This window comes from Sorangium sp. So ce693 (assembly GCF_051521375.1).
Classification (GTDB): domain Bacteria; phylum Myxococcota_A; class Polyangia; order Polyangiales; family Polyangiaceae; genus Sorangium; species Sorangium atrum.
In genome coordinates this window covers 11,544,386-11,565,113 of the sequence record NZ_CP150347.1, presented here as the reverse complement: position 1 = coordinate 11,565,113, position 20,728 = coordinate 11,544,386, and the positions used below count along the sequence as shown (strand labels likewise).

Annotated in this window: 18 protein-coding genes; 12 read left to right on the top strand and 6 right to left on the bottom strand. The window is 71.5% G+C overall.

Annotated elements, in window-relative coordinates; genetic code table 11:
* Positions 1–93: 93 nt before the first annotated feature.
* From WMF14_RS43185 to lpdA, 5 genes are all read left to right on the top strand, one after another.
* The gene (locus WMF14_RS43185; protein ID WP_437796275.1) at positions 94–1,050 is read left to right on the top strand and encodes a HEAT repeat domain-containing protein; all 957 of its coding nucleotides are present in this window, start codon (positions 94–96) and stop codon (positions 1,048–1,050) included.
* Positions 1,047–1,658 (top strand): DUF4149 domain-containing protein, encoded by a 612-nt coding sequence (locus WMF14_RS43180; protein ID WP_437796274.1) that lies wholly within the window; start codon positions 1,047–1,049, stop codon positions 1,656–1,658. Before WMF14_RS43185 ends, WMF14_RS43180 begins: the two co-directional genes overlap by 4 nt.
* 135 nt (positions 1,659–1,793) lie before the next feature.
* Positions 1,794–2,069 (top strand): hypothetical protein, encoded by a 276-nt coding sequence (locus WMF14_RS43175; protein WP_272102076.1) that lies wholly within the window; start codon positions 1,794–1,796, stop codon positions 2,067–2,069.
* A gap of 115 nt (positions 2,070–2,184) precedes the next feature.
* Positions 2,185–3,378 (top strand): thiamine pyrophosphate-dependent dehydrogenase E1 component subunit alpha, encoded by a 1,194-nt coding sequence (locus WMF14_RS43170; protein ID WP_437796273.1) that lies wholly within the window; start codon positions 2,185–2,187, stop codon positions 3,376–3,378.
* A gap of 162 nt (positions 3,379–3,540) precedes the next feature.
* A complete protein-coding gene (gene lpdA, locus WMF14_RS43165) occupies positions 3,541–4,947 on the top strand; it encodes a dihydrolipoyl dehydrogenase (protein WP_437796272.1) in 1,407 nt (468 codons plus the stop codon).
* A 271-nt stretch (positions 4,948–5,218) separates the two neighbouring features.
* Here lpdA and WMF14_RS43160 read toward each other — a convergent pair whose 3' ends face one another.
* Both WMF14_RS43160 and WMF14_RS43155 read right to left on the bottom strand, forming a co-directional pair.
* Positions 5,219–6,373: a bifunctional methionine sulfoxide reductase B/A protein gene (locus WMF14_RS43160; protein WP_437804400.1), complete on the bottom strand. Its 1,155-nt coding sequence runs from the start codon at positions 6,371–6,373 to the stop codon at positions 5,219–5,221.
* Positions 6,374–6,486: 113 nt separating this feature from the next.
* Entirely contained in the window at positions 6,487–7,491 is a 1,005-nt protein-coding gene (locus tag WMF14_RS43155) for a hypothetical protein (protein WP_437796271.1), read from the bottom strand.
* 195 nt (positions 7,492–7,686) lie between these two features.
* On the opposite strand from WMF14_RS43155, the gene gloB reads away from it, so the two are divergent.
* From gloB to WMF14_RS43140, 3 genes are all read left to right on the top strand, one after another.
* Positions 7,687–8,442, top strand: coding sequence for a hydroxyacylglutathione hydrolase (gloB, locus tag WMF14_RS43150; RefSeq protein ID WP_272102080.1), 756 nt, complete (start codon positions 7,687–7,689; stop codon positions 8,440–8,442).
* A gap of 66 nt (positions 8,443–8,508) precedes the next feature.
* Positions 8,509–10,281: a 1-acyl-sn-glycerol-3-phosphate acyltransferase gene (locus tag WMF14_RS43145; RefSeq protein WP_437796270.1), complete on the top strand. Its 1,773-nt coding sequence runs from the start codon at positions 8,509–8,511 to the stop codon at positions 10,279–10,281.
* Positions 10,278–11,222 carry an NAD(P)-binding domain-containing protein gene (locus WMF14_RS43140; protein WP_272102082.1) on the top strand — a complete coding sequence of 315 codons (945 nt, stop codon included), beginning with the start codon at positions 10,278–10,280 and terminating at the stop codon, positions 11,220–11,222. The genes WMF14_RS43145 and WMF14_RS43140 overlap by 4 nt, the downstream gene beginning before the upstream one ends.
* Before the next feature lie 21 nt (positions 11,223–11,243).
* Here the strand turns inward: WMF14_RS43140 and WMF14_RS43135 are convergent, their stop codons facing one another.
* The 4 genes from WMF14_RS43135 to WMF14_RS43120 form a co-directional block, all read right to left on the bottom strand.
* Positions 11,244–12,281, bottom strand: coding sequence for a M28 family peptidase (locus WMF14_RS43135; protein WP_437796269.1), 1,038 nt, complete (start codon positions 12,279–12,281; stop codon positions 11,244–11,246).
* A gap of 263 nt (positions 12,282–12,544) precedes the next feature.
* Positions 12,545–13,294, bottom strand: a complete 750-nt coding sequence (locus WMF14_RS43130) for an SUMF1/EgtB/PvdO family nonheme iron enzyme (RefSeq protein WP_437796268.1) — start codon at positions 13,292–13,294, stop codon at positions 12,545–12,547.
* Positions 13,295–13,892: 598 nt separating this feature from the next.
* Positions 13,893–14,573, bottom strand: a complete 681-nt coding sequence (locus WMF14_RS43125) for a hypothetical protein (RefSeq protein WP_437796267.1) — start codon at positions 14,571–14,573, stop codon at positions 13,893–13,895.
* Positions 14,574–14,902: 329 nt separating this feature from the next.
* Complete coding sequence (locus tag WMF14_RS43120) at positions 14,903–16,723, bottom strand: right-handed parallel beta-helix repeat-containing protein (protein WP_437796266.1); 1,821 nt, start codon at positions 16,721–16,723, stop codon at positions 14,903–14,905.
* A gap of 264 nt (positions 16,724–16,987) precedes the next feature.
* Here WMF14_RS43120 and WMF14_RS43115 point away from each other — a divergent pair, with 264 nt between their 5' ends.
* From WMF14_RS43115 to WMF14_RS43100, 4 genes are all read left to right on the top strand, one after another.
* Positions 16,988–17,554: a hypothetical protein gene (locus WMF14_RS43115; protein WP_272102088.1), complete on the top strand. Its 567-nt coding sequence runs from the start codon at positions 16,988–16,990 to the stop codon at positions 17,552–17,554.
* Positions 17,555–17,748: 194 nt separating this feature from the next.
* Positions 17,749–18,855 carry a M50 family metallopeptidase gene (locus tag WMF14_RS43110; protein WP_272102089.1) on the top strand — a complete coding sequence of 369 codons (1,107 nt, stop codon included), beginning with the start codon at positions 17,749–17,751 and terminating at the stop codon, positions 18,853–18,855.
* 19 nt (positions 18,856–18,874) lie between these two features.
* The gene (locus WMF14_RS43105) at positions 18,875–19,855 is read left to right on the top strand and encodes a hypothetical protein (protein WP_437796265.1); all 981 of its coding nucleotides are present in this window, start codon (positions 18,875–18,877) and stop codon (positions 19,853–19,855) included.
* Between the two features lie 108 nt (positions 19,856–19,963).
* Positions 19,964–20,683 carry a hypothetical protein gene (locus WMF14_RS43100; protein WP_272102091.1) on the top strand — a complete coding sequence of 240 codons (720 nt, stop codon included), beginning with the start codon at positions 19,964–19,966 and terminating at the stop codon, positions 20,681–20,683.
* The last annotated feature ends 45 nt before the right edge of the window (positions 20,684–20,728 follow it).

Sequence of the window (20,728 nt, the reverse complement as noted above, 5' to 3'; positions counted from 1 at the left end):
GACCGTGCTAGCGTTGGCCGCGTGTTCGGATCGGCCCCTGCGAAAAGGACGCTCGAGGCTGCGCTGCGCGACGTCGCTTCGCAGAAGCCGGCCATGCGCGCGGAGGCCGTGAGCGACCTCGTCCCGTATGCCGCAACGGCACGGGAGCAGGTCGTGCGCGCGATCGAAGGCGCGCTGCGCGTCGATGAGCACGCGGCGGTCCGCGCGGCAGCGGCCATCGCCCTCGCCGACACGAAGGCCGTCGAGGCGCTCCCCGCCCTGCTCCTCGCCGTCGAGGACGTGGATCCCTACGTCCGGCAGATGGCGATCACGGCGCTCGGTGAGATCGGGGACATGCGGGCCACGGGCCGGCTCCGGCGCGCCCTCTCGGACGAGCGGCCCGAGGTGCGGTTCCAGGCGGTGATCGCGTTCCCGCGCGTCTGCGCCCAGCAGGCCGACGCGATCGAGGCCGTCATGCAGGCCACCCACGACGACGACCCGCTCGTCTGCCACATCGCGCTGCGGATGTTCGAGGAGCTGGGGGAGTCCGGCGGCGAGCTGCCTCCGCTAGGCATGGAGCGGGCGCGTGCGCTGCTCGGCCACGCGTCCCCGCTCGTGCGGGCAGCGGCGGCGGTCGTCACCGCGCGCTTCGGCGATCCGGTGGGCCACCCCGTGCTCGCGGAGATCGTGCGAGGAAAGCTCCAAGGGGTCGATCACGAAGACGAGGCCGCGGCCATCGAGCTCTGCGGCGAGCTCGGCCTCGCCGCTTCCCGGAGCGCCCTGGAGCGTCGCGCGTTCGGGCTCAAGCTCGGCTTCGGTCGCGATCCGCTGCGCTGGCACGCGCGCGTCGCGCTCGCGCGGATGGGCCACGAGCGGGCCATCCGCGAGATCCTCAGCGAGCTCGGCGCGTGGGACCGCCACAAGCGCACGCTCGCCGTCGCGGCCGCCGGTCGCGCCCGCCTCTCGGCCGCCCGCGCCGCGATCGCGGCGATGCGGGGAGACGAGCGGAAGGCCGATCAGGGGGCCGTCGAGGAGGCGCTCGCCGTCCTCGCTTCCGAGGTGGATGCATGAACGATGAAGCCCAGTTCAGCGAGGCGGACCTCGCCCCGAGTCCCGAAGAGCGCGCCGCGTCGCGCCGCTCCCTCATCGATCGCGTGGCCGCGAGCGTGGCCGCGCTCGCGGCGGGGGCCTGGGTCGGCGGCATCGTGGCGCTGGGCGCCTGCGCTGCCCCGTTCGTCTTCCGGCTCGCCCCGGCCCCCTTCTCCGGTGACGCCATGAGCGCGGCGTTCGCCCGCTTCGATCAATTCGCGCTCGGCGCCGCGGTGATCCTCCTCGGCGCCGAGGTGGCCCGCACCTGGGCCGCGTACCGCCACGGCGCGGGCCGCGCGGCGCGCGTGCGCCGGGTCGTCGCCATGGTGCTGGCCGGGTGCGCCGCGTACGTCGGCCTGGCGCTCACCCCCCGCATCGCGGCGCTCCACCGCGAGGGCGTCCAGCGCGGCGAGGGGGAGCTCGGCATGGAGCTCGAGCGCGTCCATCGCCGCGCCGAGCTCGTGAGCAAGTCGGAGGTGTTCCTCGGCGCGAGCCTGGTCCTGCTGCACGTCTTCACGCTCGGCGCGCGCCGCCCCGAGCAGGACGACGACGAGGAAGCGGCCGCCCCGCTGCCGCCCGGCCCGCGGTGACGACGCCGGGGGCGCCCCACCTGCGCCGTCGCCTCGGGCGTGGGCGCACGCGCGAGCGCGACGATCGAGGCTCCGCGGGGCGCGATGGTCGCGCGTGCGCTGCCGCGCATCGCGCCCACGATACGGAGCGATCGGATGCCGCGTGACAACAAGCTCTATAGCGGCTTCGTCAACCACGATTACATCATCACCTTCTCGATCGCCGACGAGGCGAACCGGGCGCGCCTCGTCGCGCTCTGCGCCGGACCGTGGCAGGGCGACGAGGTCACGCCCGACACCTGGGAAGTGTCGAACACGCTGAGCCCCGATCAGATGGAGCGCGCCATCCTCGATCTGATGGGCGACGCGGACCGCGCCGCCTACTACTACCTCTCGGACAGCAAGCGGATGTTCCGCGTCCTGCTCGGCTGAGCTCGCGCGCGAGGGATGTGAGCCGCTTCGCTCGGGCATGCCGCAGGGCGCGGGCGGGGCGTCGCCGCGGGCCGAAGGGGCCACGAGCGCCGTCATTTCGCGGTATGGTCCGGTCATGAGCGAGCTGGAAGCCACGCCGCCCGGCGCCTCCGCGAGGTCCGCCGCCGACGCCCCTCCACCTCACGCGCCCACGTCGCGACCAGGGGAGGGGGGCGACGAGGGCTTGCTCAGCGTCCTCCGGGACGACGGAACCCTGGATCCCGCGACCGACCCCTGCCTGAGCGAAGCGCTGCTGCTGCGCGCGTACCGCGAGATCAAGCGCCTGAGGCTGCTCGACGCGCGCATGCTCCTGCTCCAGCGGCAGGGGCGGGTCGGCTTCTACGGCGCGTGCACCGGCCAGGAGGCGACGCCGATCGCCACCGCGCTCGCGGTCGAGCCCACGGACTGGATCTTCCCCGCGCTGCGCGAGAGCGTGATGATGCTGGTGCGCGGCTTCCCGCTCCGCACCTATGTGGCCCAGGTGTTCGGCAACGCGGGCGACCTCCTCCAGGGGCGCCAGATGCCGTCGCACATGAGCGGGCGGCAGGTGAACCAGGTGTCCTGGTCGAGCTGCATCGGCCCGCAGCTCCCGCAGGCGGTCGGCGCCGCGTGGGCCGCGAAGCTGCGGCGCGACAGCACCGTGGTGGTGGGGTTCATGGGCGACGGCGCGACGAGCGAGCCCGATTTCCACAGCGCGATGAACTTCGCGGCGGTCTTCAAGGCGCCGTGCGTCATGATCTGCCAGAACAACCACTGGGCCATCAGCGTGCCGACGGACCGGCAGACGGCCTCGAGGACGATCGCCCTCAAGGGGCGCGCCTACGGCGTCCCGTCGGTGCGGGTCGACGGCAACGACGTCATCGCCGTCTACCGCGCCGTCTCCGAGGCGGTCGCGCGGGCTCGTGGCGGCGGCGGCCCCAGCTTCATCGAGGCGCTCACCTACCGCGTCGGCGCGCACTCCTCGAGCGACGACCCGAGCCGCTACCGGTCGCAGGAGGAGGTCGATCGCTGGACGGAGCGCGACCCGCTGCTGCGCCTCGGGCGCCACCTCGCCGGCCGCGGGCTCCTCGACGACGCCGCGGAGTCCTCCCTCGAGGCGGAGCTCAACGCCGAGATCGCCGCCGCCGTCGCCGAGGTCGAGGCGATGGGACCGCCTGCCCGGGAGACGCTGTTCGACGACGTCTACGCGGAGCTGCCCTGGCACCTGCGGGACCAGCGCGCAGAGCTCCTGCGCTCCCCGAAAGCGCCGGCGCACGGCGGCGGGCGCTGACCTCGGGGAGGGATTTCCCCTCGCTGCGAGGTCGTGTAAGCCCCCGGGCACCCAGGGACGGCTCGCGGGTGCGGGCGCGGCCTCAGGGCTGTCGGCGAGGGGCTTGCCTGACGAACCCCGGCGCCCCTAGTTCCAGTCTTCGAAGCGCACAAAAGGACAAGGATGAAGACCTACGACGCAATCGTGATCGGAGCCGGCCCCGGCGGTTACCCCTGCGCCATCCGGCTCGCTCAGCTCAAGCAGAAGGTGCTCTGCATCGAGAAGGAGACCGTCGGCGGCGTCTGCCTCAACTGGGGGTGTATCCCCTCCAAGGCGCTGATCTCCGCCGCGCATCTCTACGAGAAGTCGCAGGCCGGCGCCGCGATGGGCATCAAGGTCAGCGGCGTCGAGCTCGACGCCAACAAGATGCAGGACTGGAAAGAAGGCATCGTCAAGAAGCTCACCGGCGGCGTCGGGTCGCTGCTCAAGGGCAACGGCGCCGACGTGGTGAACGGCACCGCCACGGTCGTGGGGCCGAAGCGCGTGGACGTGACCCGGGCGGACGGCTCGGTGGAGCAGTTCGAGGCGACCAAGGCGATCGTGATCGCGACCGGCTCGACGACCATCGAGATCCCGACGTTCAAGTTCGACGGCGACACGATCATCGGCGCGAAGGAGGCGGTCAGCCTGCGCCGCGTCCCGAAGCGGCTCATGGTGATCGGCGGCGGCGTCATCGGCCTCGAGCTCGGCATGGTCTACCAGGCGTTCGGCGCCGAGCTCATCGTCGTCGAGGCGCTGCCGGAGCTGCTCACGGGTGTCGACCCCGACTGCACAAAGATCGTCGAGCGCAAGATCCTGAAGCGCGGCGGCACGATCCACAAGAACGCCAAGGCGCTCGGGTACGAGAAGCAGAAGGACGGCTCGGTCGGGGTGAAGATCCAGGCCGACGGCAAGGAGCAGACGATCGTCGTCGACACCGTGCTCGTCGCCGTCGGCATGCGGCCGAGCAGCAAGGGGCTCGGCCTCGAGAAGGTCGGCGTCACGGTCGATCAGCGCGGGTTCGTCCCGACGGACAAGTTCTGCCGCACCAACGTGCCCTCGATCTACGCCATCGGCGACGTCAGCGGGCCGCCCCTGCTCGCGCACAAGGCGACGAAGGAGGGCGAGATCGCCGCCGAGGTCATCGCGGGGCACAAGGCCGAGAAGGACTGGGTCGCGATCCCGGGCGCGATCTTCACCGATCCGGAGATCGCCACGGTGGGGCTCACCGAGGCGGAGGCGAAGGCGAAGGGCCTCGAGGTCAGCATCGGCAAGTTCCCGTTCTCGGTGCTCGGCAAGGCCATGGCCATGAACGAGACCGAGGGCTTCGTGAAGATCGTCGCCGACAAGAAGACGAAGCAGGTGCTCGGCGTCCACATCGTCGGGCCGGAGGCCAGCACCATGATCAGCGAGGCGTCCCTCTCGCTCGAGATGGCGGCCTTCCTCGAGGATCTCTCGCTCACGATCCACCCCCACCCGACCCTCGGCGAGTCGCTGATGGAAGCCGCCGCCCACGCCATGGGCGCCGCCATCCACATCGCAAACCGCTAGAGCGACGGTCACCCGCTTCGGATACGGGCCCACCTCGACGTTTTCGGTGCTCAGCGCACCGGAGTGCGCTTGCGCGCCGAAAACGCCGATCTGGGCCCGTCTCCTGTGCGGGAGACCGCCGCTCTGCTCTGCACTTAAGCAGAGGTGGGCGGAAACCGGTTTCGAGCACCGGAGCGCTCGAAACCAGCAGAGAGTTCCGGGAGCCGTGGAGTTCTCAGCCTTCCCGCCGCCCTTCGATTTTCGCGGCTTCTTGACCTGATGGCGGTCTACGTCAGTCGCGCATGAAATGGCACGTATACCCGGCCGGGTACTTCTCCAGGTACTTCTGGTGGTACTCCTCGGCGCGCGTGAACGGGCCGGCCTCCACGATCTCGGTGACGAGCGGAGCGCGCCACTTGCCGCTCTTGTCGACGCGCGCCTTCACCTCCTCGGCGATGCGGCGCTGCTCGGGCGTCGTGACGAAGATCGCTGAGCGGTACTGCGTCCCGACGTCGTTGCCCTGGCGGTTCCGCGTCGTCGGATCGTGCATGCGGAAGAACCACTTCTCGAGCAGCTCGGCATAGGACAGCTTCGCGGGATCGAAGACGATGCGCACCGACTCGGCGTGGCCCGTCGATCCGGTCTTCACGTCTTCATAGGTCGGCGCCTTCGTCCGGCCGCCGGCATAACCGACCTCCGTCTCGAGGACACCGGGGATCTGCCGGAGGAGCTCTTCCATCCCCCAGAAGCAGCCGCCCGCCAGGACGGCCGTCTCCAGCGTCGTCTGGCACCCAGGCGCCTCGCCCGGCGCCGGGACGGCGCAGGCGTTCGCGCTCGCTTGCTCCCTGGGCGCGCCGCCGCGGCCCTCGAACAGCGCCCGATAGGCGCCGTAACCCTCCGCCTCGAGGCGAGCCAGCGGGATGAAACGGAGGGACGCGGAGTTGATGCAGTAGCGCAGCCCTTCGGGCGCGGGCCCGTCCTCGAAGACGTGCCCGAGGTGCGAGTTGCCGGCCTTGGAGCGAACCTCCGTTCGGACCATCCCGTGGCCCCTGTCCGAGCGCTCCACGACCCGCTCCGGCTCGACGGGGCGCGTGAAGCTCGGCCAGCCGGTGCCCGAGTCGAACTTGTCGAGCGACGTGAAGAGCGGCTCGCCGCTCGCGACATCCACGTAGAGGCCCGCCTCGTGGTTGTCCCAGAAGGCGTTGCGGAACGGCGGTTCGGTCGCGTCCCGCTGGGTGACCTCGTATGCGAGCGGCGTGAGCTGCTTGCGCAGCTCCTCATCCGACGGTTTGCGATAGCTTCTGTCCGACATCGTCACAGCCTCCTTGGACCCCGGAATCACCTTGCTCGCCCTCCCTGCATCGCCGGCGCGAAAGCACGCGAACACGGCGGCGCACGCGATGAGGACGAGCGCGAAGAGAAGACCAGCAGCGCGGAGCCGTTTCATCATCCACCTGGCCTGTCGAGGGTAGCGCACCTAACCCTCCTACGCCCCGCGGCGCCGCTGGTTTCGCCCAGCGAGCGCGGCCCGCGCAGCCTCGCGCGGCGCCGGCCTCGGCGCTACGGGCCGCCGCTCTCGAGCGAGGCGTCGCTCTCGCCGGCGCCCCGCTCGAAGCACTCGGCAGGGATCTCGCGCGCGCGGCGGACGAGGCGGGTCGCCCCGATGAAGGCCGACGTGACCGGATCGTAGTAGCCGCTCGCCCCGTGCAGGCCCGGGACCGCGCGCTGGTAGTGGCGCGCGACCCGCTCCATGAGCGCCTCGCGGACGTACTTGCCCACCATCGACGCCATCGCGACGCAAAGATCCGAGGCGTCGCTATCGCGGACGAACGCGATCTCGCCGAGGCCGGGGAAGCGGTAGGCGCTTCGGGCGCGGCTCTCCTCGAGCACGGCGTGCATCCTCCCCGCGAGCGGGCCGAACGCGGAGCCGTACTTGCCGAAGCCGCCGACCTTGCCGCACACCGCGAACACCTCCGCGCCGGCGAGGCCGCGGAGCTCCAGGACGAGGCGCTCCATCGCGTGGAGATCGAGCACGAACCTGTTCTTCCCGGCGCGCGCCCCGTCGTTCATCCGCTTCGCGCAGAGCAGCACCGAGCGCACGGCGACGACCTCGACCCCCTTCCCCGAGAGCTTGTCGAGGTCCTTGCCGACCGCGCCGAGCAGCTCGTCGGGCGCGGTGAACGCCTCGCCCTCCGCCGACCAGCACTGCTCCTCGACGTGGCCAGGGCAGAGCGCGCGGAGCGCGGGGCGATCGTCGAGCGCGACGGCGTGGAGCAGCTCATCCACAGACGACGCGCCGCTGGCCATCTCCGCGCGGCCGCAGCCGCGCGCGACCAGCGCGCGAGCCCAGGCCTCGCCGAGCGAGACATCCCCGTGCGCAACGAGCTGCTTCGAGTCGCCGAGCCGCTGGGCGAGCGCACCGCGAGGGGCGCGGCCGGCGACCTGCCAGCCCGCCTCCGTGACGCGCGTGAGGACCGCCGTCACCACCATCGGACCGAGCCGCGGGCCCAGCCCGTTCTCATCGACGCCGATACGGTAGCGGACGGAGGGCTCGGCGGACGTCATGCACGGCCCCTCTGCCACACCACGGCGCCCGCGTCACCGCGCGGATCTCCGTCAGGCCACCCGCCGTCCCGCTCGGGACCACTTGCCGGTTCGGTCCCAAAATTCTCAAACTTTCTCGAGCTCATGCGCGATCCACCGCGCCGCGCGCACCTTTTCCCCGGCTCCCGCCGGGGGCGCCGCTATAGTCGACGCCTCATGCGCATCCTCCCCGTGCCCTGCCTCAGCGACAACTACGCGTACCTCGTGGCCGCGGACGGGCGGCGCGAGGCGATCGTCATCGATCCCTCGGAGGCCCAGCCGATCATCTCGGCGCTCGAGCGCGAGAAGCTCAGTCTGGTCGCCATCGTCAACACGCACCACCACCACGATCACGTCGGCGGCAACGAGGCGCTCCGCGAGCGCTACGGCGACCTCCCGGTCTATGCGCACTCGAGCGACGTCGGGCGCGTCCCCGCGCAGACGGAGCGGGTCGAGGAGGGCACGCCGGTCCAGGTCGCCGGCCTCACGCTCCAGCCGTTGCACGTCCCCGGCCACACGCTCGGCGCCGTCTCGTATTGCGTCGAGGACGTTGTGTTCACCGGAGACACCCTCTTCATCGCCGGATGTGGCCGCATGTTCGAGGGGACGCCGGAGGTCATGCACGCCTCGCTCTCCAAGCTCGCCGCGCTCCCGGCGCACACGCGCGTCTTCTGCGGTCATGAGTACACAGTGAACAACCTCCGTTTCGCCGAGACGGTCGAGCCCGAGAACGAGGCTGTCCGCAAGAAGCTCGCGGCTGCCCGTGCGGCGCGGGAGCGCGGCGAGCCCACGGTCGGGAGCACGATGGCCGACGAGCTCGCGACGAACCCGTTCCTGCGCTGCGGCGAGCCGCGTTTGCAGGCGCGCTTCCCGGGGGCCACGCCGTCCGACGTGTTCGCCGCCGTGCGTCGCGCGAAGGACGATTACCGCTGACTTTCGACGTCGCGCGCGGCCGTATTCCGCTCGCGCCCGCCGTCCGATTTCTATACGACTAGGCCCATGGACTCCCGCGCTCCCATCTTCGGGTTCAACGACGCGCGCGACGAGATCGTGCGCACCGTGGTCGACCGGGTCGTCGGCTCCACGAGGGATCCGCTGCTCGCCATGAACGAGGCGGCGTATCAGGAGGCGAAGCGGCTCGAGGGGTCCCGGAAGCCGCAGGACATCCGCGAGCTCGCCGAGTGGCAGCGGCTCGCCCGCTCGCTCGGCCGCATGCACGACGGCGAGCGCCGCCGCCGCCTGCGGGAGCTCTCGGAGGAGTACGCGTGGGACATCGCCGGGAACTTCGACCGGCGCGTCTACCAGCTCTCGTCGCGGCTCCTGCCGCCCGTCGTCAGCGCCCTGCTCGCGCCCCGCAAGCTCATGACGGTGGTCCGCGACCCGCTCAAGCTCGTCAGCCTCGAGCTCCTGGCCGACCGGGTGCTCGTGGAGGGCCCGCTCGCGAAGCTCCGCTCGCTCGTGCAGCGCGGCACGGCCGTCTACGTCCCGACCCACCTGTCGAACATGGACTCGATCGTGTTCGGCTACGCCCTCGAGCGCGCCGGCCTGCCGCCCGCCACGTACGGCGCCGGCAAGAACCTGTTCACGAACCCGGTCCTCTCGTTCTTCATGCACAACCTCGGCGCCTACCGCGTCGACCGGCGCATCCGGCACAACCTCTACAAGGACGTGCTGAAGACGTACTCGGGCGTGCTCCTGGAGCGCGGCTACCACTCGCTGTTCTTCCCGGGGGGCACGCGGTCTCGCTCGGGCGGCGTGGAGCGGAAGCTCAAGCTGGGCCTTGTCGGCAGCGCGTTCGAGGCCTACACGCGGACGCTGCAGAGCGGCCGCGAGCGCCGCGTCTTCTTCGTCCCGGCCACGATCAACTACCTCATCACGCTCGAGGCCGAGACGCTGATCGCCGATTTCCTCTCCGAGGCCGGCAAGGGCCGCTTCATCATCGAGGATGACGAGTCGAGTCGCATCGGCCGGATCGCCTCGTTCCTGCGCAAGCTCCTCGCGATGAACGCGGCGGTGGTCATCCGCTTCTCCGAGCCGCTCGATCCGTTCGGCAACCGGGTCGACGAGCTCGGCCGCTCGTTCGACGCCCGTGGTCGCGAGGTCGATCCGGCGAGCTACGTGAAGGATCTGGCCGGCAAGGCGGTCATCGACGCGGCGCGCGACGCCCAGTACGCGCGCGAGCTCGGCGAGGAGATCTGCCGGGCGTACGCGCGCGACACGGTCGTGATGGCGACGCACGTCGTCGCGGCGGCGAGCTTCGCCCGGCTCCGCAGCCAGGCGCCCGCCGCGGATCTCTTCACGGTGCTCCGGCAGCGCGACGTGATCACGGTGCCGCGCGACGACCTCGCGGCCGACGTGGTGGCCCTCTGCGATCGGCTGCGCGCGCTCGAGCAGCGGGGGTGCATCGTGCTGGGGGAGGACGTCCGGCTCGGCTCGGGCGGGGACATCGTCGAGCGCGCGATGCGCGCCTTCGCGGGCTACCACTCGTCGCCGGTGCTCGACTCGCGGCCCGACGGCATCGCGCTCTGCGACACCAACCTGCTCTTCTACTACCAGAACCGCCTCGCCGCCCACGGCGTGGCGTGGGACGTCATCGCGCCGCCCGGCGTCCCTTCCGGCCTGCAGGTCCAGCCGCCGCTCCCGCCGCTCGAGCCCGCCTCGTCGCCGCCGCCCCTGGAGGAGCCGCGGGGCTCGGCCTCGTCGGCCTCGTCTCGCGCGGGCGAGGCGGACGCGCACGTGGGCTCGATGAACGGTGCCGGGGGTGGCCAGTGAGCGCCCCGGGGAGCGCGCTTCCGGCGCCTTCGGTGGGGGTCATCGGCGGCGGTTTCTGGGGCGTGGCGCTCGCGCTCGCCGCGAGCCGCACCGGCGCGGAGGTCCTCCTGTACTCCCGCCGCGAGCAGCCGCAGCTCAGGGGCGGCCCGCGGATCGTGCGCGACCACGCGGAGGTCGCCCGGGCGCGGCTGCTCGTGATCGCGGTGCCGTCGAACGCGGCGCGGACGGCGCTGCGCGCGCTCGGCGATCACATGGACGGCTCGCACCTCGTGATCCACGGCGTGCGCGGCCTCGAGGGCGAGGCGCTGAAGACCGTCTCGGACCTGGTGCGCGAGGAGACGCCGGCGCGCCGGGTGGGCGCGCTGGGCGGCCCTGTGCAGGAGGACGAGCTCCGGGAGGGCCGCCCCTCGGCGATGGTGTGCGGCTCGCGCTTCCCGGAGGTCCACGCCGCGGTGACCGCGGCGTTCCAGTCGGACGCGCTCCACGTCTACACGACGCCGGATCTCCAGGGCCTGGAGTGGGCGTCGGCGCTGGTCGGCTGCCTCGCCATCGGCGTGGGCTTCGCCGAGCAGGCGGGCGCGGGGCCCGGGTTGCTCGCCGCGCTCATCTCGAGGGCGGTCGACAGCGCGGCCCGCATCGCCGCCGCGGCGGGCGCGGAGGAGCGGACGATGCTGGGGCTCGGCGGCTACGGCGACCTGCTCGCCTCGATCCGGCTCGAGGGCCGCCCCGAGGTGGTGCTCGGCAAGGCGCTCGCGCGTGGGAGGACGCTCGACGAGGCAGTCGCGGAGGCCAGGCTGCGGGTGGAGGCGATCCCGCTGATCCCGCGCGTCGTGGCGTTCGCGAAGGCGCGGAGGGTGGATGCGGGGGTGTTCGAGGCGCTCGAGACGACGCTGAAGGGCGGCGCGCCGAGGGCGGTGCTCGATCGGATGTTCGCGGCGTGAGGCGCGGTGACCGGAGATCGCTCACTCGTTCGCGAGCGCGAGGACGGCCTGGGCCACGCCGGTGACGACCTTTGCAGCGCGCGCGTAATCGAGCGTATCCGGCGTGTCCTTGTCGGTGTGATAACGCCGGTTGCGCAGAAACGCCGTGTCCGTGATCATGACCGCTGGGTAGCCTGCTTCCCAGTAGCTCCGGTGGTCGGACCAGTCCACGCCCTGAACGAGCCCCGGAGCGCTCAGGGAATAGGCGGGCAGATCGGTCGCGCCGCGCATCGCCCCCTTGACGGTGCGAACGAGCGAGAGCCCCTCCAGGTTGCCGACCACGGCCACGAAGTTTCCCTTCGTGGGATAGAGCATGGAGAGCGGCGCCAGCGGGAACGCCTGACTGCCCTCCTCGTCGGTGAAATACCCGATCATCTCCAGGCTGATCATCGCCCGGACCTTCACGCCTGCTGCTTGCATCGCATCCGCGTGGTGGGCGCTTCCCATGTGCTCGGACCGAAAATAGGGCGGCTCCTCCAGCGTGAACGCCACGAGCTCGACGTCGCCTCGGAGGGGCGCCCGGCCGAGCATCCGCCCCAGCTCGAGCAGCCCTGCCACGCCGCTCGCGTTGTCGTCGGCGCCGGGCAAGTCGTTCGCCGCGTCGTAGTGGGCGCCGACCACGACGCGCGCCGCCGAGTCCGGGCCGAACCGGGCGAGGACGTTGCGGTACGTCTGTCCCTCGACATCGTAGAGCTGCTCGGTCACGCGTCCTCCGGCGGCGCTGAGCTCGTCGCGCAGGTACGCCGCGGCGCGGTCCAGCTGCTCGATTTGCCGGTAGCCCCGCGGGCGGAACTCCTCCACGAGCATCCGGACGTCGCGCTCCACGCGAGCGGGGTCCGCGGAGAGCGCCGGAGCGGGCGGCGGGAGCGCCGCCACGAGGGGCTGGCTGACGAGGGCTCCGATCGCCGCGCAGCTGGAGAGGAGCAGCGCCGCGGCGGCCGCGGCCCACCGGCCGTAGCGGGGGCGAAGCCCTGTGATCTCGCGAGCGTCTTCCGTGGTCGTGGCTGCGCTCGTGGTCATCGAGAGGGCAGGACATCTGGCGGACGTGCTCTGTTCCTGGCACGGGCAGGAATCGACGGCGATCCTCCGAGACGGCTGCGCGCGATGAGAGACGGCCGCCCGCGATGACCACGCCGAAGCCGTCCCTGGGCGCAGCGTCGCTGAGATCGCGCCGCGGGCGAGGAGATCGCGCCGCGGGCGAGCTCGCCGGTGCCTTCAGGCGCCGATGCCTGCAGGCGCCGGGGACCTCGGCGCCGAGCCGAGCGTCGCGGCGGGCCGCGCTGTCAGCCGTCGTTTCGCTGGCTCGCGTCGGTCGCCCCCGGGGCGGCGGGCGGGTCGACGCTGTCGCAGCAGCGGAATCCGGTGGAGTAGTCGTGATAGGTCGGCTCGTGGGCGATGGTGGTGAAGTAGCAGCCGGGGCCGAGCTCGCTGGTCGTGCTGAAGAAGCCGCCCATGAACACGCCGTTTCCCTCGTGCCATGGCTGGTCGCGGCGCTCGACGCCTTCGGTGCTCATCCGTATCACGAGCTCGCCATCGACCATGTCGCCGACCCACTCGTGCAGGTTCCCGATCATGTCGTGGACGCCGAGCTCGCTGGCGCAGCCGGCGTGCTCGCCGCTCCTCGCCAGGAAACCTGGCTTCTGGTCGAGCTCGGGGCTGTTGAAGTGCCGCTCGTAGCTCCACCCGCCCGCCGGGTGCTCGCCGAAGACCTCCCGCAGGAGGTGGGGTTTGCCTGTATTGCACCGCCCGCGCTCGCCGCGTGGGCCGTAGGGGTAGCGGTGGGCGCCATTGCCGCGGCAGGCGCGCAGCCATTCCCGCCGCGTGCAGAGGCGCTTGCCGGCGGCGACGCAGGCGGCCTTGGCCTCGACGCGGCTGATGTACGCCTGCGGAAAGACGCCGGCCGCGCTGCGCGCGAGGTACCGGACGCCCGGCTCGGGGCGCTTGAAGTGCGGGTGGACGGCGAGCTCCCCGCCGGCGTCGGTGACCAGGTGCGCCTCGTAGCGATCGATGCAGACGCCGTTGACGAGGGCCATGTCGGCGGGGCAGGGGCCGGGGGCCGGCGGGAGCCCGGGCGGCTGTGGGGGGAGGGTGGGAGGACCGGCGCTGGCCGAGCCGAGCGGATGTGGCTCAGCGAGGGCGGCGCCGGCGTCGTCTGCAACGGGCACGGAAGCGGCGATGGACATGGGCGCGGCGCTGGCGATGGCCGGGAGGGCAGCGCCAGCGTCCGCGCTTCCGCCGGGCGCACGCGCGGCGTACGCGGAAGCCGCGGCGGGAGCCCCTGCCTGGGCCGTGTCAGCTGCGCGGACTGCGCCGGTCTCGCCGGGGGCGTCCGACTTGCTCGCTGAGCCACCACCGCTTGGCGCAGAACACGCCGTGAGCCACATCACAGCACCGAGCCAGCCTGGCGCTGTGTGGCCCGACACACGGCGTCGGGAGGGTGTGGGGGTGTTCGATAGGGGAGCCCGGACGGGATCGCGGGGCGGCGCGGTCGGCACGAGGGGGAGTGTACACGCGGCCGGCGTGCTGGCTGGAGGCTATCCGCTGTCTGCCCTTCGATCTGAGGCCAGATCCAGGAGGTGAAGGAAAGCGCTCATGCGCGGGGAGCCGTCGTCCAGCCTCGATGCGGACTGCTCAGTTGCACGGAGCCGCGACCGTGTCGCAGCTCTCATCGCAGTTCGTGCACGCACAGCTATACACGGCGTCAAACTGACGCTCGGCGCCAGGGAACTTCGTGTCGCACGCGTCGAAACACGTGGGTTGCGGGTCGTTCTGGAAGCACCCCTGAGCGCACTCAAGCCAGCTCTGGCATGTGTCGCTGAGCGCGCAGAGGGTCAGACAGCTGTTCGCAATGGCGCAGGACCGGCACGCTGCAGCATCAGCGTTGCCGCCCCCAGCGCCGGCGTCGCAGTCGCTGAAGCAGACCAGCAGGTCGGTGTTCGTGATGTTCAGATCTTCGCACGCTGTGTCGAGGATGCACTGTGAAGCGCACTCGTAGCCCGGCTCGGAGCAGTTGATGGACAGGGATTCGCAGCTGAGATCGCTGCATTCCTCGACCTTCGCGCACGCCTCCTCGCACTCGGTCAGTCCCGCGCCTCCGCCCGAACCGCTCGATGCCGCCGTCGTCGACGCGGCTGTGGTCGAGCTCGTGGCCGAGCCTGTGGTCGTCGTCGTGGTGCTCGACGTCGTGGTGCTCGTCGTCCCCCCGCCGCCGCTCCCGCCGCCCCCGCCGGGGTTCTCCGTCGTTTCCCCGGAGCACGCCGCGAACGCCGCGATACTGAACACGATAACCAAAGAAGAAGTCTTGCTGCGCATCGCCACTCTCCTTGGGCACGCCGCGGCCATTCTCCACGTCATTGCCCCAACGCGGCGCGATCGTTCGCCTGTTTCTCACCCCCGGCAACATTTTTCGCTCGCAAGCGCCCCCGCTCGCGCGGGCGTCGCCACCATTGCAGCGTCCGTTGGCCTCTCAGCGCGCCCGGGCATACTCGTCGTGGCCGTGTCCCAGGGCGTCTGGCAGAGCCGCGGCTTCGCGGCGCTCGCCGACGCCTGCCTCCCACCAGCCTCGAAGCCGTGCGCCGCCAGCCCGCCATCGCCCCGGCTGCCGCGGCCGGCGGCCCCGACGCCTGCGCCGCCGCCTCCCCTCAGCCCGGCCCTGGCGACAGGGCCCCGAGCTCCGCGCCTTTGCGCTCCACGCCGAGCAGATCCCGCGCGGGCACCTCGCGCGCATCGCCCTGCCCGATCAGCATCTTCGACGACCGCTTCGGCCTGAAATCCGGGCGGTTCGGGTTGAGCTTCCACCAGCCCCCGTCGAGGATCACCCACGGCTCCTCGCTCGCGCGCACCACCTCCGTCGCGAACCGCGCGCGCGTGATGCCCGTGATCGCCCTCGTCTCCGGAAGCGCGGCCGCGAGGCGCTTCAGCCCCTCCGGCATGCCGCCGTAGCTCACCTGGGTCACCACGTTGTGGCCGGCGTCGAACCGGTAGATGCTCGTGCTCAGCACCTCGATCGACGGCGAGGCGTCGCTCACGAGGATGTTGTTCCGCAGGCGACAACCCCAGCTCCCGTTGCCGCACTGGAGCGCGGGCCGGGCCCTCGCGCTCAGCACCACGGTGTTGTTGCGGATCAGGTTGTTGCGGCAGCCCCAGAGCGGCAGCGCGTCAGGCCCGGTCACCTGCTCCGGAGCGCGCGGGCCGGGCTCCACATAGGCGCGGTCGAACGGGTTCGCGTTGTCCCACTGCGCGATCCCGCTGGCGAGGTTGCCATAGATGAGGTTGTTCTGGATGACCGAGTCCGACACGCCTGCGAGGTTGATCGCCCCGCCGCCGCTGCGCCCGTTGCCGTTGATGACGTTCTGCTCGATGATGAAGTTCACGCCGCGGCCATCCGGGAACCCGTGCTCGCCGAACCGCTCCGTCGCGCGCTTCATCAGCTCCGCGGCCCAGGCGCGGGTCGGCTCCTTGCGCGGATGATCCCGGAACGACGGGTGCTCCAGCACCGCGTCGAGAGAGGCCTCCGGATCGAGGTTCGCCTGGAGCCCGCTCGCGTTGTTGCCGAAGAACACGTTGCGACGAACCACGTAGTCGTCCGATCCGTCGGATATGTAGGCGCCGTGCTCGCCCGCCGAGAAGGCGAACAGGTTATTCTGCAGGAGCACCGTGTGGCTGTCGGTGGAGTGAACCCCCCACATCCGATGGTGATGGGCGAGGTTGCCGACGATGGCGATGTGGTGCGCGAGCCTGCTGGTCTCGCCGAAGGCGCCGTCGATCATGATCCCCGCCTTCGGCTCAGCCGCGCTCTGCCTGCCAGGCGCGCTGCTGCCAGCGAGGCGGAAGCCCTCGATCACGACGTGGTGCGCTGCCTTCAGGTAAATCATCCAGTTCGGGTCGGCGGCGCACCCCCGGTCGATCACGACCTCGCCCGGGCTCCCCATCGCCTTGAAATGGATGTACCGCTCCTGACCGGCGCTCGGCTTGTCGCCAATCGAGAACCCCGCGTACGTCCCGGGCAACACGGCGATGAGATCGCCGCCGCGCGCCGTGTCCGCCGCCTCCTGGAGCGTGGCGAACGCGCGCGTGACAGGGAGCTCACCTGGCTCGGCCGCAGCGCCCCGCGCGTTCAGATCGAGCGCGGCCACGCGGATCGCGGCGGGCGCCGGCGCGCCGACGACGAGGACGCGCTCGTACCGCGCCTGCACTTTCATCGTCTGACGCACCCACTCGTCGGAGTCCCGCGTGATCACGAACGGCTCGACCGCCGCAGGCGCCGGCTGCTCTGGCGCCTCGGGGGCCTTCGCTGGCGCGGGCGGCCTCTTCGCCTGCGCCGGCGGGGGCGCCGCCTCCTCGGACGGCGGCCCCGCGACCTGGATCGTCCCGCTGCACGCGAGCGCGGCGACCGCGACGAGCCCGCCGCCGATGCGCGCGCAGCCACGGGCCAGCTGGATGACGCTTGTCGATCCTCTCATCTCGACGCTCCGGGGAAGGCTGCCCCTCCGAGGTGCGCCGCGCGTGCGGCGCTCGGCCCTGGCTACCCCGGCTTACCCCAAAGCGCGCGCTTCAGCCAGACGAGGGCGCGCCTCGGCCAGGGCCCGCGCGCGCTCGGCCCGCGCGCGCTCGGCCCGCGCCGCGCGCCGAGCGAGGTGCGACATCGCCTTCCAGCGGCGGCCGTCATGCGGCCGACACGTGCCCGTTTGCTTCCGTCGCTGCCCTTCCTTTGGTACGAAGAGCTCATGAAAGCGCTGCCCTCGCTCGTGAGCGTCGCTCTTGCCGGCGCCACCCTCCTCACGCTCGCGCCCGAAGCGCAGGCGAACATCAAGAATCCGAACGATCACCCCCGCTACTTCGCCGAGCTCGAGCCGCACGGAGACCTCGTCTTCTTGCACCGCGACTACGGCCTGCGGCGGTACGGGCCCGGGCGCTACAACGACTTCGGCGACCCCGAGTTCGGCCTCGGCTTCAGGGCGAGCATCGAGCTCGCCGATCCCGCGTTCATCCCCAAGCTCAACAACACTGTCGCCATCTCGTTCGGGCTGGATTTCACCGACTGCAGGTACTGCCGCCGCGACTTCACCATCTGGAGCCCGGTCACCATGCAGTGGAACTTCTTCTTCAACGATCAGTGGAGCGCGTTCGCCGATCTCGGCGCTACCCTCCGGACCGACGGATTTTACCGCGACGTGTGGTTCGACTTCGTCGGCATGGTCGGCGGCCGCTACCACTTCAACGACAGCATGTCGCTCACGATGCGGATCGGGTATCCCTTCTTCAGCGTCGGCGTCTCGTTCTTCGTCGGCTGAGCCGCACCCCGCTGGCTCGGGCCCTCTGGCGGGCTGAGCCGCCCCGGGCGCTGCCCTGCTGTCGCGCTCTCCCGGCACATCAGGCCGGTGGGAGCGCGCGGCCTCCGCCGCGGGCGGCATCTCGCCGGGGCGGGCGTACGGCGCGGACATCGGGCGCGTGCGGAAGGGGCCCGCCCTGGTTAGACTAGCCGGAGATGGTCGGCTGGTATTTCGTAGGCATCCTCGGTCTCGCCCTGCTGATGGTGGTCCACGAGGGAGGGCACTTCCTCGCCGCGCGCGCTTACGGCATGCGCGTCTTGAAGTTCTCGATCGGCTTCGGCCCCACCTTCTTCAAGGTTGTCCCGAAGGACGGGTACTACTGGTTCACGACCGCCGCGGACAAGGTCCGCGTGCGGCTCTTTCGCCACGACCCGGTGAAGCACGGCCCCACCGTGTTCCAGGTCGCCATGATCCCCTTCCTGGCGTACGTGCAGATCGCGGGGATGAACCCCCTCGAGGAGGTCGATCCCGAGGACAAGGGCAGCTACGCGAACGCGAGCCTGATGGGCCGGATCGCCGCGATCTTCGCCGGTCCGCTCGCCAATTACCTGTTCGCGTCGGTGCTCTTCTTCGCGAGCCTGATGACGGGCGGCAAGCCCTACCGCTTGACCGACATCGGCGTGGTCGCCGGCATGCCGGCCGCGGCGGCCAACCTCAAGGACGGCGACCGCATCGTCGAGATCGATGGAACCCCGGTCCAGGACTGGGAAAAGATGGCCGAGATCATCTCCCGTAGCCCGGGCCGGCCGCTCGACGTCGTCGTGGAGCGCGCCGGCGAGCGCGTCCAGGCCAAGGTCACGCCGGCGAACGAGGGCGGCGCGGGCAAGATCGGCGTGATGGCCATCGGGCCGGTCCAGTCGGCGCCGGTGACCGCCAAGGAGGCGGTGGTCCTCGCCGTGACGAAGCCGCCGAAGGTCGTGCAGAGCCTGGTCGTGGGTCTGGGCCAGTACCTCACGGGCAAGGTCGACGGCGAGCTCGGCGGTCCGAAGCGGATGATCGAGGAGACCGCGCACGCGGCCAAGCGCGGGTGGGCCGAGGGGCTCGAGTTCCTCGGTCTGCTCTCGGCCTACCTCGGCGCCTTCAACCTGATCCCGTTCCCGGCGCTGGACGGCGGCCGGCTGATGTTCCTGTTCTACGAGGCCGCCACGCGGCGCCGGCCGAACGCCCGCATCGAGGCGCATATCCATCTGGTCGGCGTGTTCATGCTGATCGGGCTGATGCTCTACGTCACGGCGAACGACTTCGGCCTCGGGTCGAAGTAGCGTCGAGCCAGCGCACCCCGTGGCATCGAGGCCGCCCGCGCGGGTCCCGGCGTCGCTCAGGCGCCTCGCCCGCGCGGCGGCGTGGCTCGGCCTGCTCTCCGTGGCGAGCGCAGCGGAGGCCGCGTCGCCCGGTCCAGGCGCGTGGTCCGACGAGGAAGACGAGGCCGTCTTCGACGTCCCCGCGCCCCCGACGCTCCCCGGGCTCACGCTGCGCGATCCGACCTTCACCTTCGAGTACACGGCGGCCGTGATCGAGCCGGACGCGGCGAGCCGGGCGGGCGGCAAGCTCGCCTTCGCCTGGTACTCGCACGGCGAGATGGAGGTGCCGCTCGTCCCGCGCAAGTGGTTCGTCGGCGCGGTGCATGACAGCGCCGCGGCGAGCGTCCCGGGGGTCGAGCGGTCGATCCTGCTCGGGAGCCCCGAGCTGTACGGGCGCGGCGTCTGGTCGAGTGTGCGCGGGCTCGCCTCCGGCGGAGGCTTCGGCCTCGTGCTCCCGGTCCCGCGCGACGTCTCGCGCGACCAGGCCGAGGTGCTCCGGACGGCGCGCGTGGTGCGGCCGTGGGACGAGACGCGCTTCCGGGAGCTCACGCTCACGTTCCGCCCCTGGTTCGACATGCGGCACATCACCGGGCCGTTCATCTTCCAGCTCAGGCAGGGCCTCGACTGGTCGCTGGTCGTGCGCGGCCTGCGGTCCGGGGAGCGCCGCACCGACATCTCGGCGCACACGGCGTTCTACTTCGGCTACCGGCTCGCGCGGCCTGTCGGGGTGGGGCTGGAGCTGTGGGAGGTCTACCAGCTGACCCAGGACCTGCCGGACGACCGGCGCGCGACGTTCGCGGTCTCGCCGAGCGTCCGCTTCATCCTGTCGAACGTGCAGCCGGCGCTGAGCGTGCTCTTGCCGGTCACGACCCCGCTGCGCGGCGACGTCGCCTCGTACTACGCCGCGCGGTTCAGCGTCGGGTTCACCTTCCCGACAGGCGCTCGATGGGCGCCCCCGTGAGCGCGGCGGGCGCGCTCGCCGGGCGCGCCTCTGGCCGAAGGCGCCGAAGGCGCGGGCTCGGCTTCGAGTGTGCGTGCATCCAGCGCGGGCGCTCGGTACCCTGGCCGCGTGGTCAACGCAGCATGGCTCCGGCGCGGTCTGGTTCTCGCGGCGCTCCTCGGCTCGGCCGGCTGCTCCACCCAGCTCGTGAGCCTGAACGAGGGGCCCCGCGAGTACGTCGCGACGGACTACGAGAACGTGCTGCGCAGCTGGACGCGCACGGAGCACCTGTTCGCGCTCTCCGAGCTCGACAACTTCCTCACCGCCACCGCGACGTTCGAGTCGTGGGACTTCCGCTGGGCCTACGTGGTCCGCTACGCGCAGGACTACCGGCTCACGATCGAGCAGCGGCAGAAGCTGCTCGAGAAGACGCTCGAGGAGACGCGCCAGCGCCATCAGTTCTTCGTCGCGATCTTCGGGGGCGAGCGCAAATACAACGACCTCTCGACGCCGAACAGCGCGTGGATCGTGCGGCTGATCGACGACACCGGGAACGAGACGGCGCCCGAGGAGATCGTCGCGATCGCCAAGCCGAACGCGCTCGAGCGGACCTACTTCCCGTACAACACGGTGTGGCGCCAGGCGTTCCGCATCCGCTTCCCGCGCGCGACCGCGGACGGCAAGCCGACGATCTCGCCGAGCGCGAGGTGGTTCGGGCTCCGCTTCGCCGGAGCGCAGGGCAACAGCGAGCTCGTCTGGCAGATCAACGAGGAAGCGGAGCCCATCGATCCCGCCGAGCTGGAGCAGGGGGCCGCGCGGCCGCCGCGGCCGAAGGGCGGCCAGCTCTAGCGCCGCGCGCCATCCCGCCAGCGCTCGCCGACGCGCGGAGCCAGC

What these genes read in the sequence shown, in the direction of transcription:
- WMF14_RS43185 (WP_437796275.1), top strand. Translation starts at nt 94, where the DNA reads ATGCGCGCGGAGGCCGTGAGCGACCTCGTCCCGTATGCCGCAACGGCA.
- WMF14_RS43180 (WP_437796274.1), top strand. Translation starts at nt 1,047, where the DNA reads ATGAACGATGAAGCCCAGTTCAGCGAGGCGGACCTCGCCCCGAGTCCC.
- WMF14_RS43175 (WP_272102076.1), top strand. Translation starts at nt 1,794, where the DNA reads ATGCCGCGTGACAACAAGCTCTATAGCGGCTTCGTCAACCACGATTAC.
- WMF14_RS43170 (WP_437796273.1), top strand. Translation starts at nt 2,185, where the DNA reads ATGAGCGAGCTGGAAGCCACGCCGCCCGGCGCCTCCGCGAGGTCCGCC.
- lpdA (WP_437796272.1), top strand. Translation starts at nt 3,541, where the DNA reads ATGAAGACCTACGACGCAATCGTGATCGGAGCCGGCCCCGGCGGTTAC.
- WMF14_RS43160 (WP_437804400.1), bottom strand. Translation starts at nt 6,373, where the DNA reads ATGAAACGGCTCCGCGCTGCTGGTCTTCTCTTCGCGCTCGTCCTCATC.
- WMF14_RS43155 (WP_437796271.1), bottom strand. Translation starts at nt 7,491, where the DNA reads ATGACGTCCGCCGAGCCCTCCGTCCGCTACCGTATCGGCGTCGATGAG.
- gloB (WP_272102080.1), top strand. Translation starts at nt 7,687, where the DNA reads ATGCGCATCCTCCCCGTGCCCTGCCTCAGCGACAACTACGCGTACCTC.
- WMF14_RS43145 (WP_437796270.1), top strand. Translation starts at nt 8,509, where the DNA reads ATGGACTCCCGCGCTCCCATCTTCGGGTTCAACGACGCGCGCGACGAG.
- WMF14_RS43135 (WP_437796269.1), bottom strand. Translation starts at nt 12,281, where the DNA reads ATGACCACGAGCGCAGCCACGACCACGGAAGACGCTCGCGAGATCACA.
- WMF14_RS43130 (WP_437796268.1), bottom strand. Translation starts at nt 13,294, where the DNA reads ATGGCCCTCGTCAACGGCGTCTGCATCGATCGCTACGAGGCGCACCTG.
- WMF14_RS43125 (WP_437796267.1), bottom strand. Translation starts at nt 14,573, where the DNA reads ATGCGCAGCAAGACTTCTTCTTTGGTTATCGTGTTCAGTATCGCGGCG.
- WMF14_RS43120 (WP_437796266.1), bottom strand. Translation starts at nt 16,723, where the DNA reads ATGAGAGGATCGACAAGCGTCATCCAGCTGGCCCGTGGCTGCGCGCGC.
- WMF14_RS43115 (WP_272102088.1), top strand. Translation starts at nt 16,988, where the DNA reads ATGAAAGCGCTGCCCTCGCTCGTGAGCGTCGCTCTTGCCGGCGCCACC.
- WMF14_RS43110 (WP_272102089.1), top strand. Translation starts at nt 17,749, where the DNA reads ATGGTCGGCTGGTATTTCGTAGGCATCCTCGGTCTCGCCCTGCTGATG.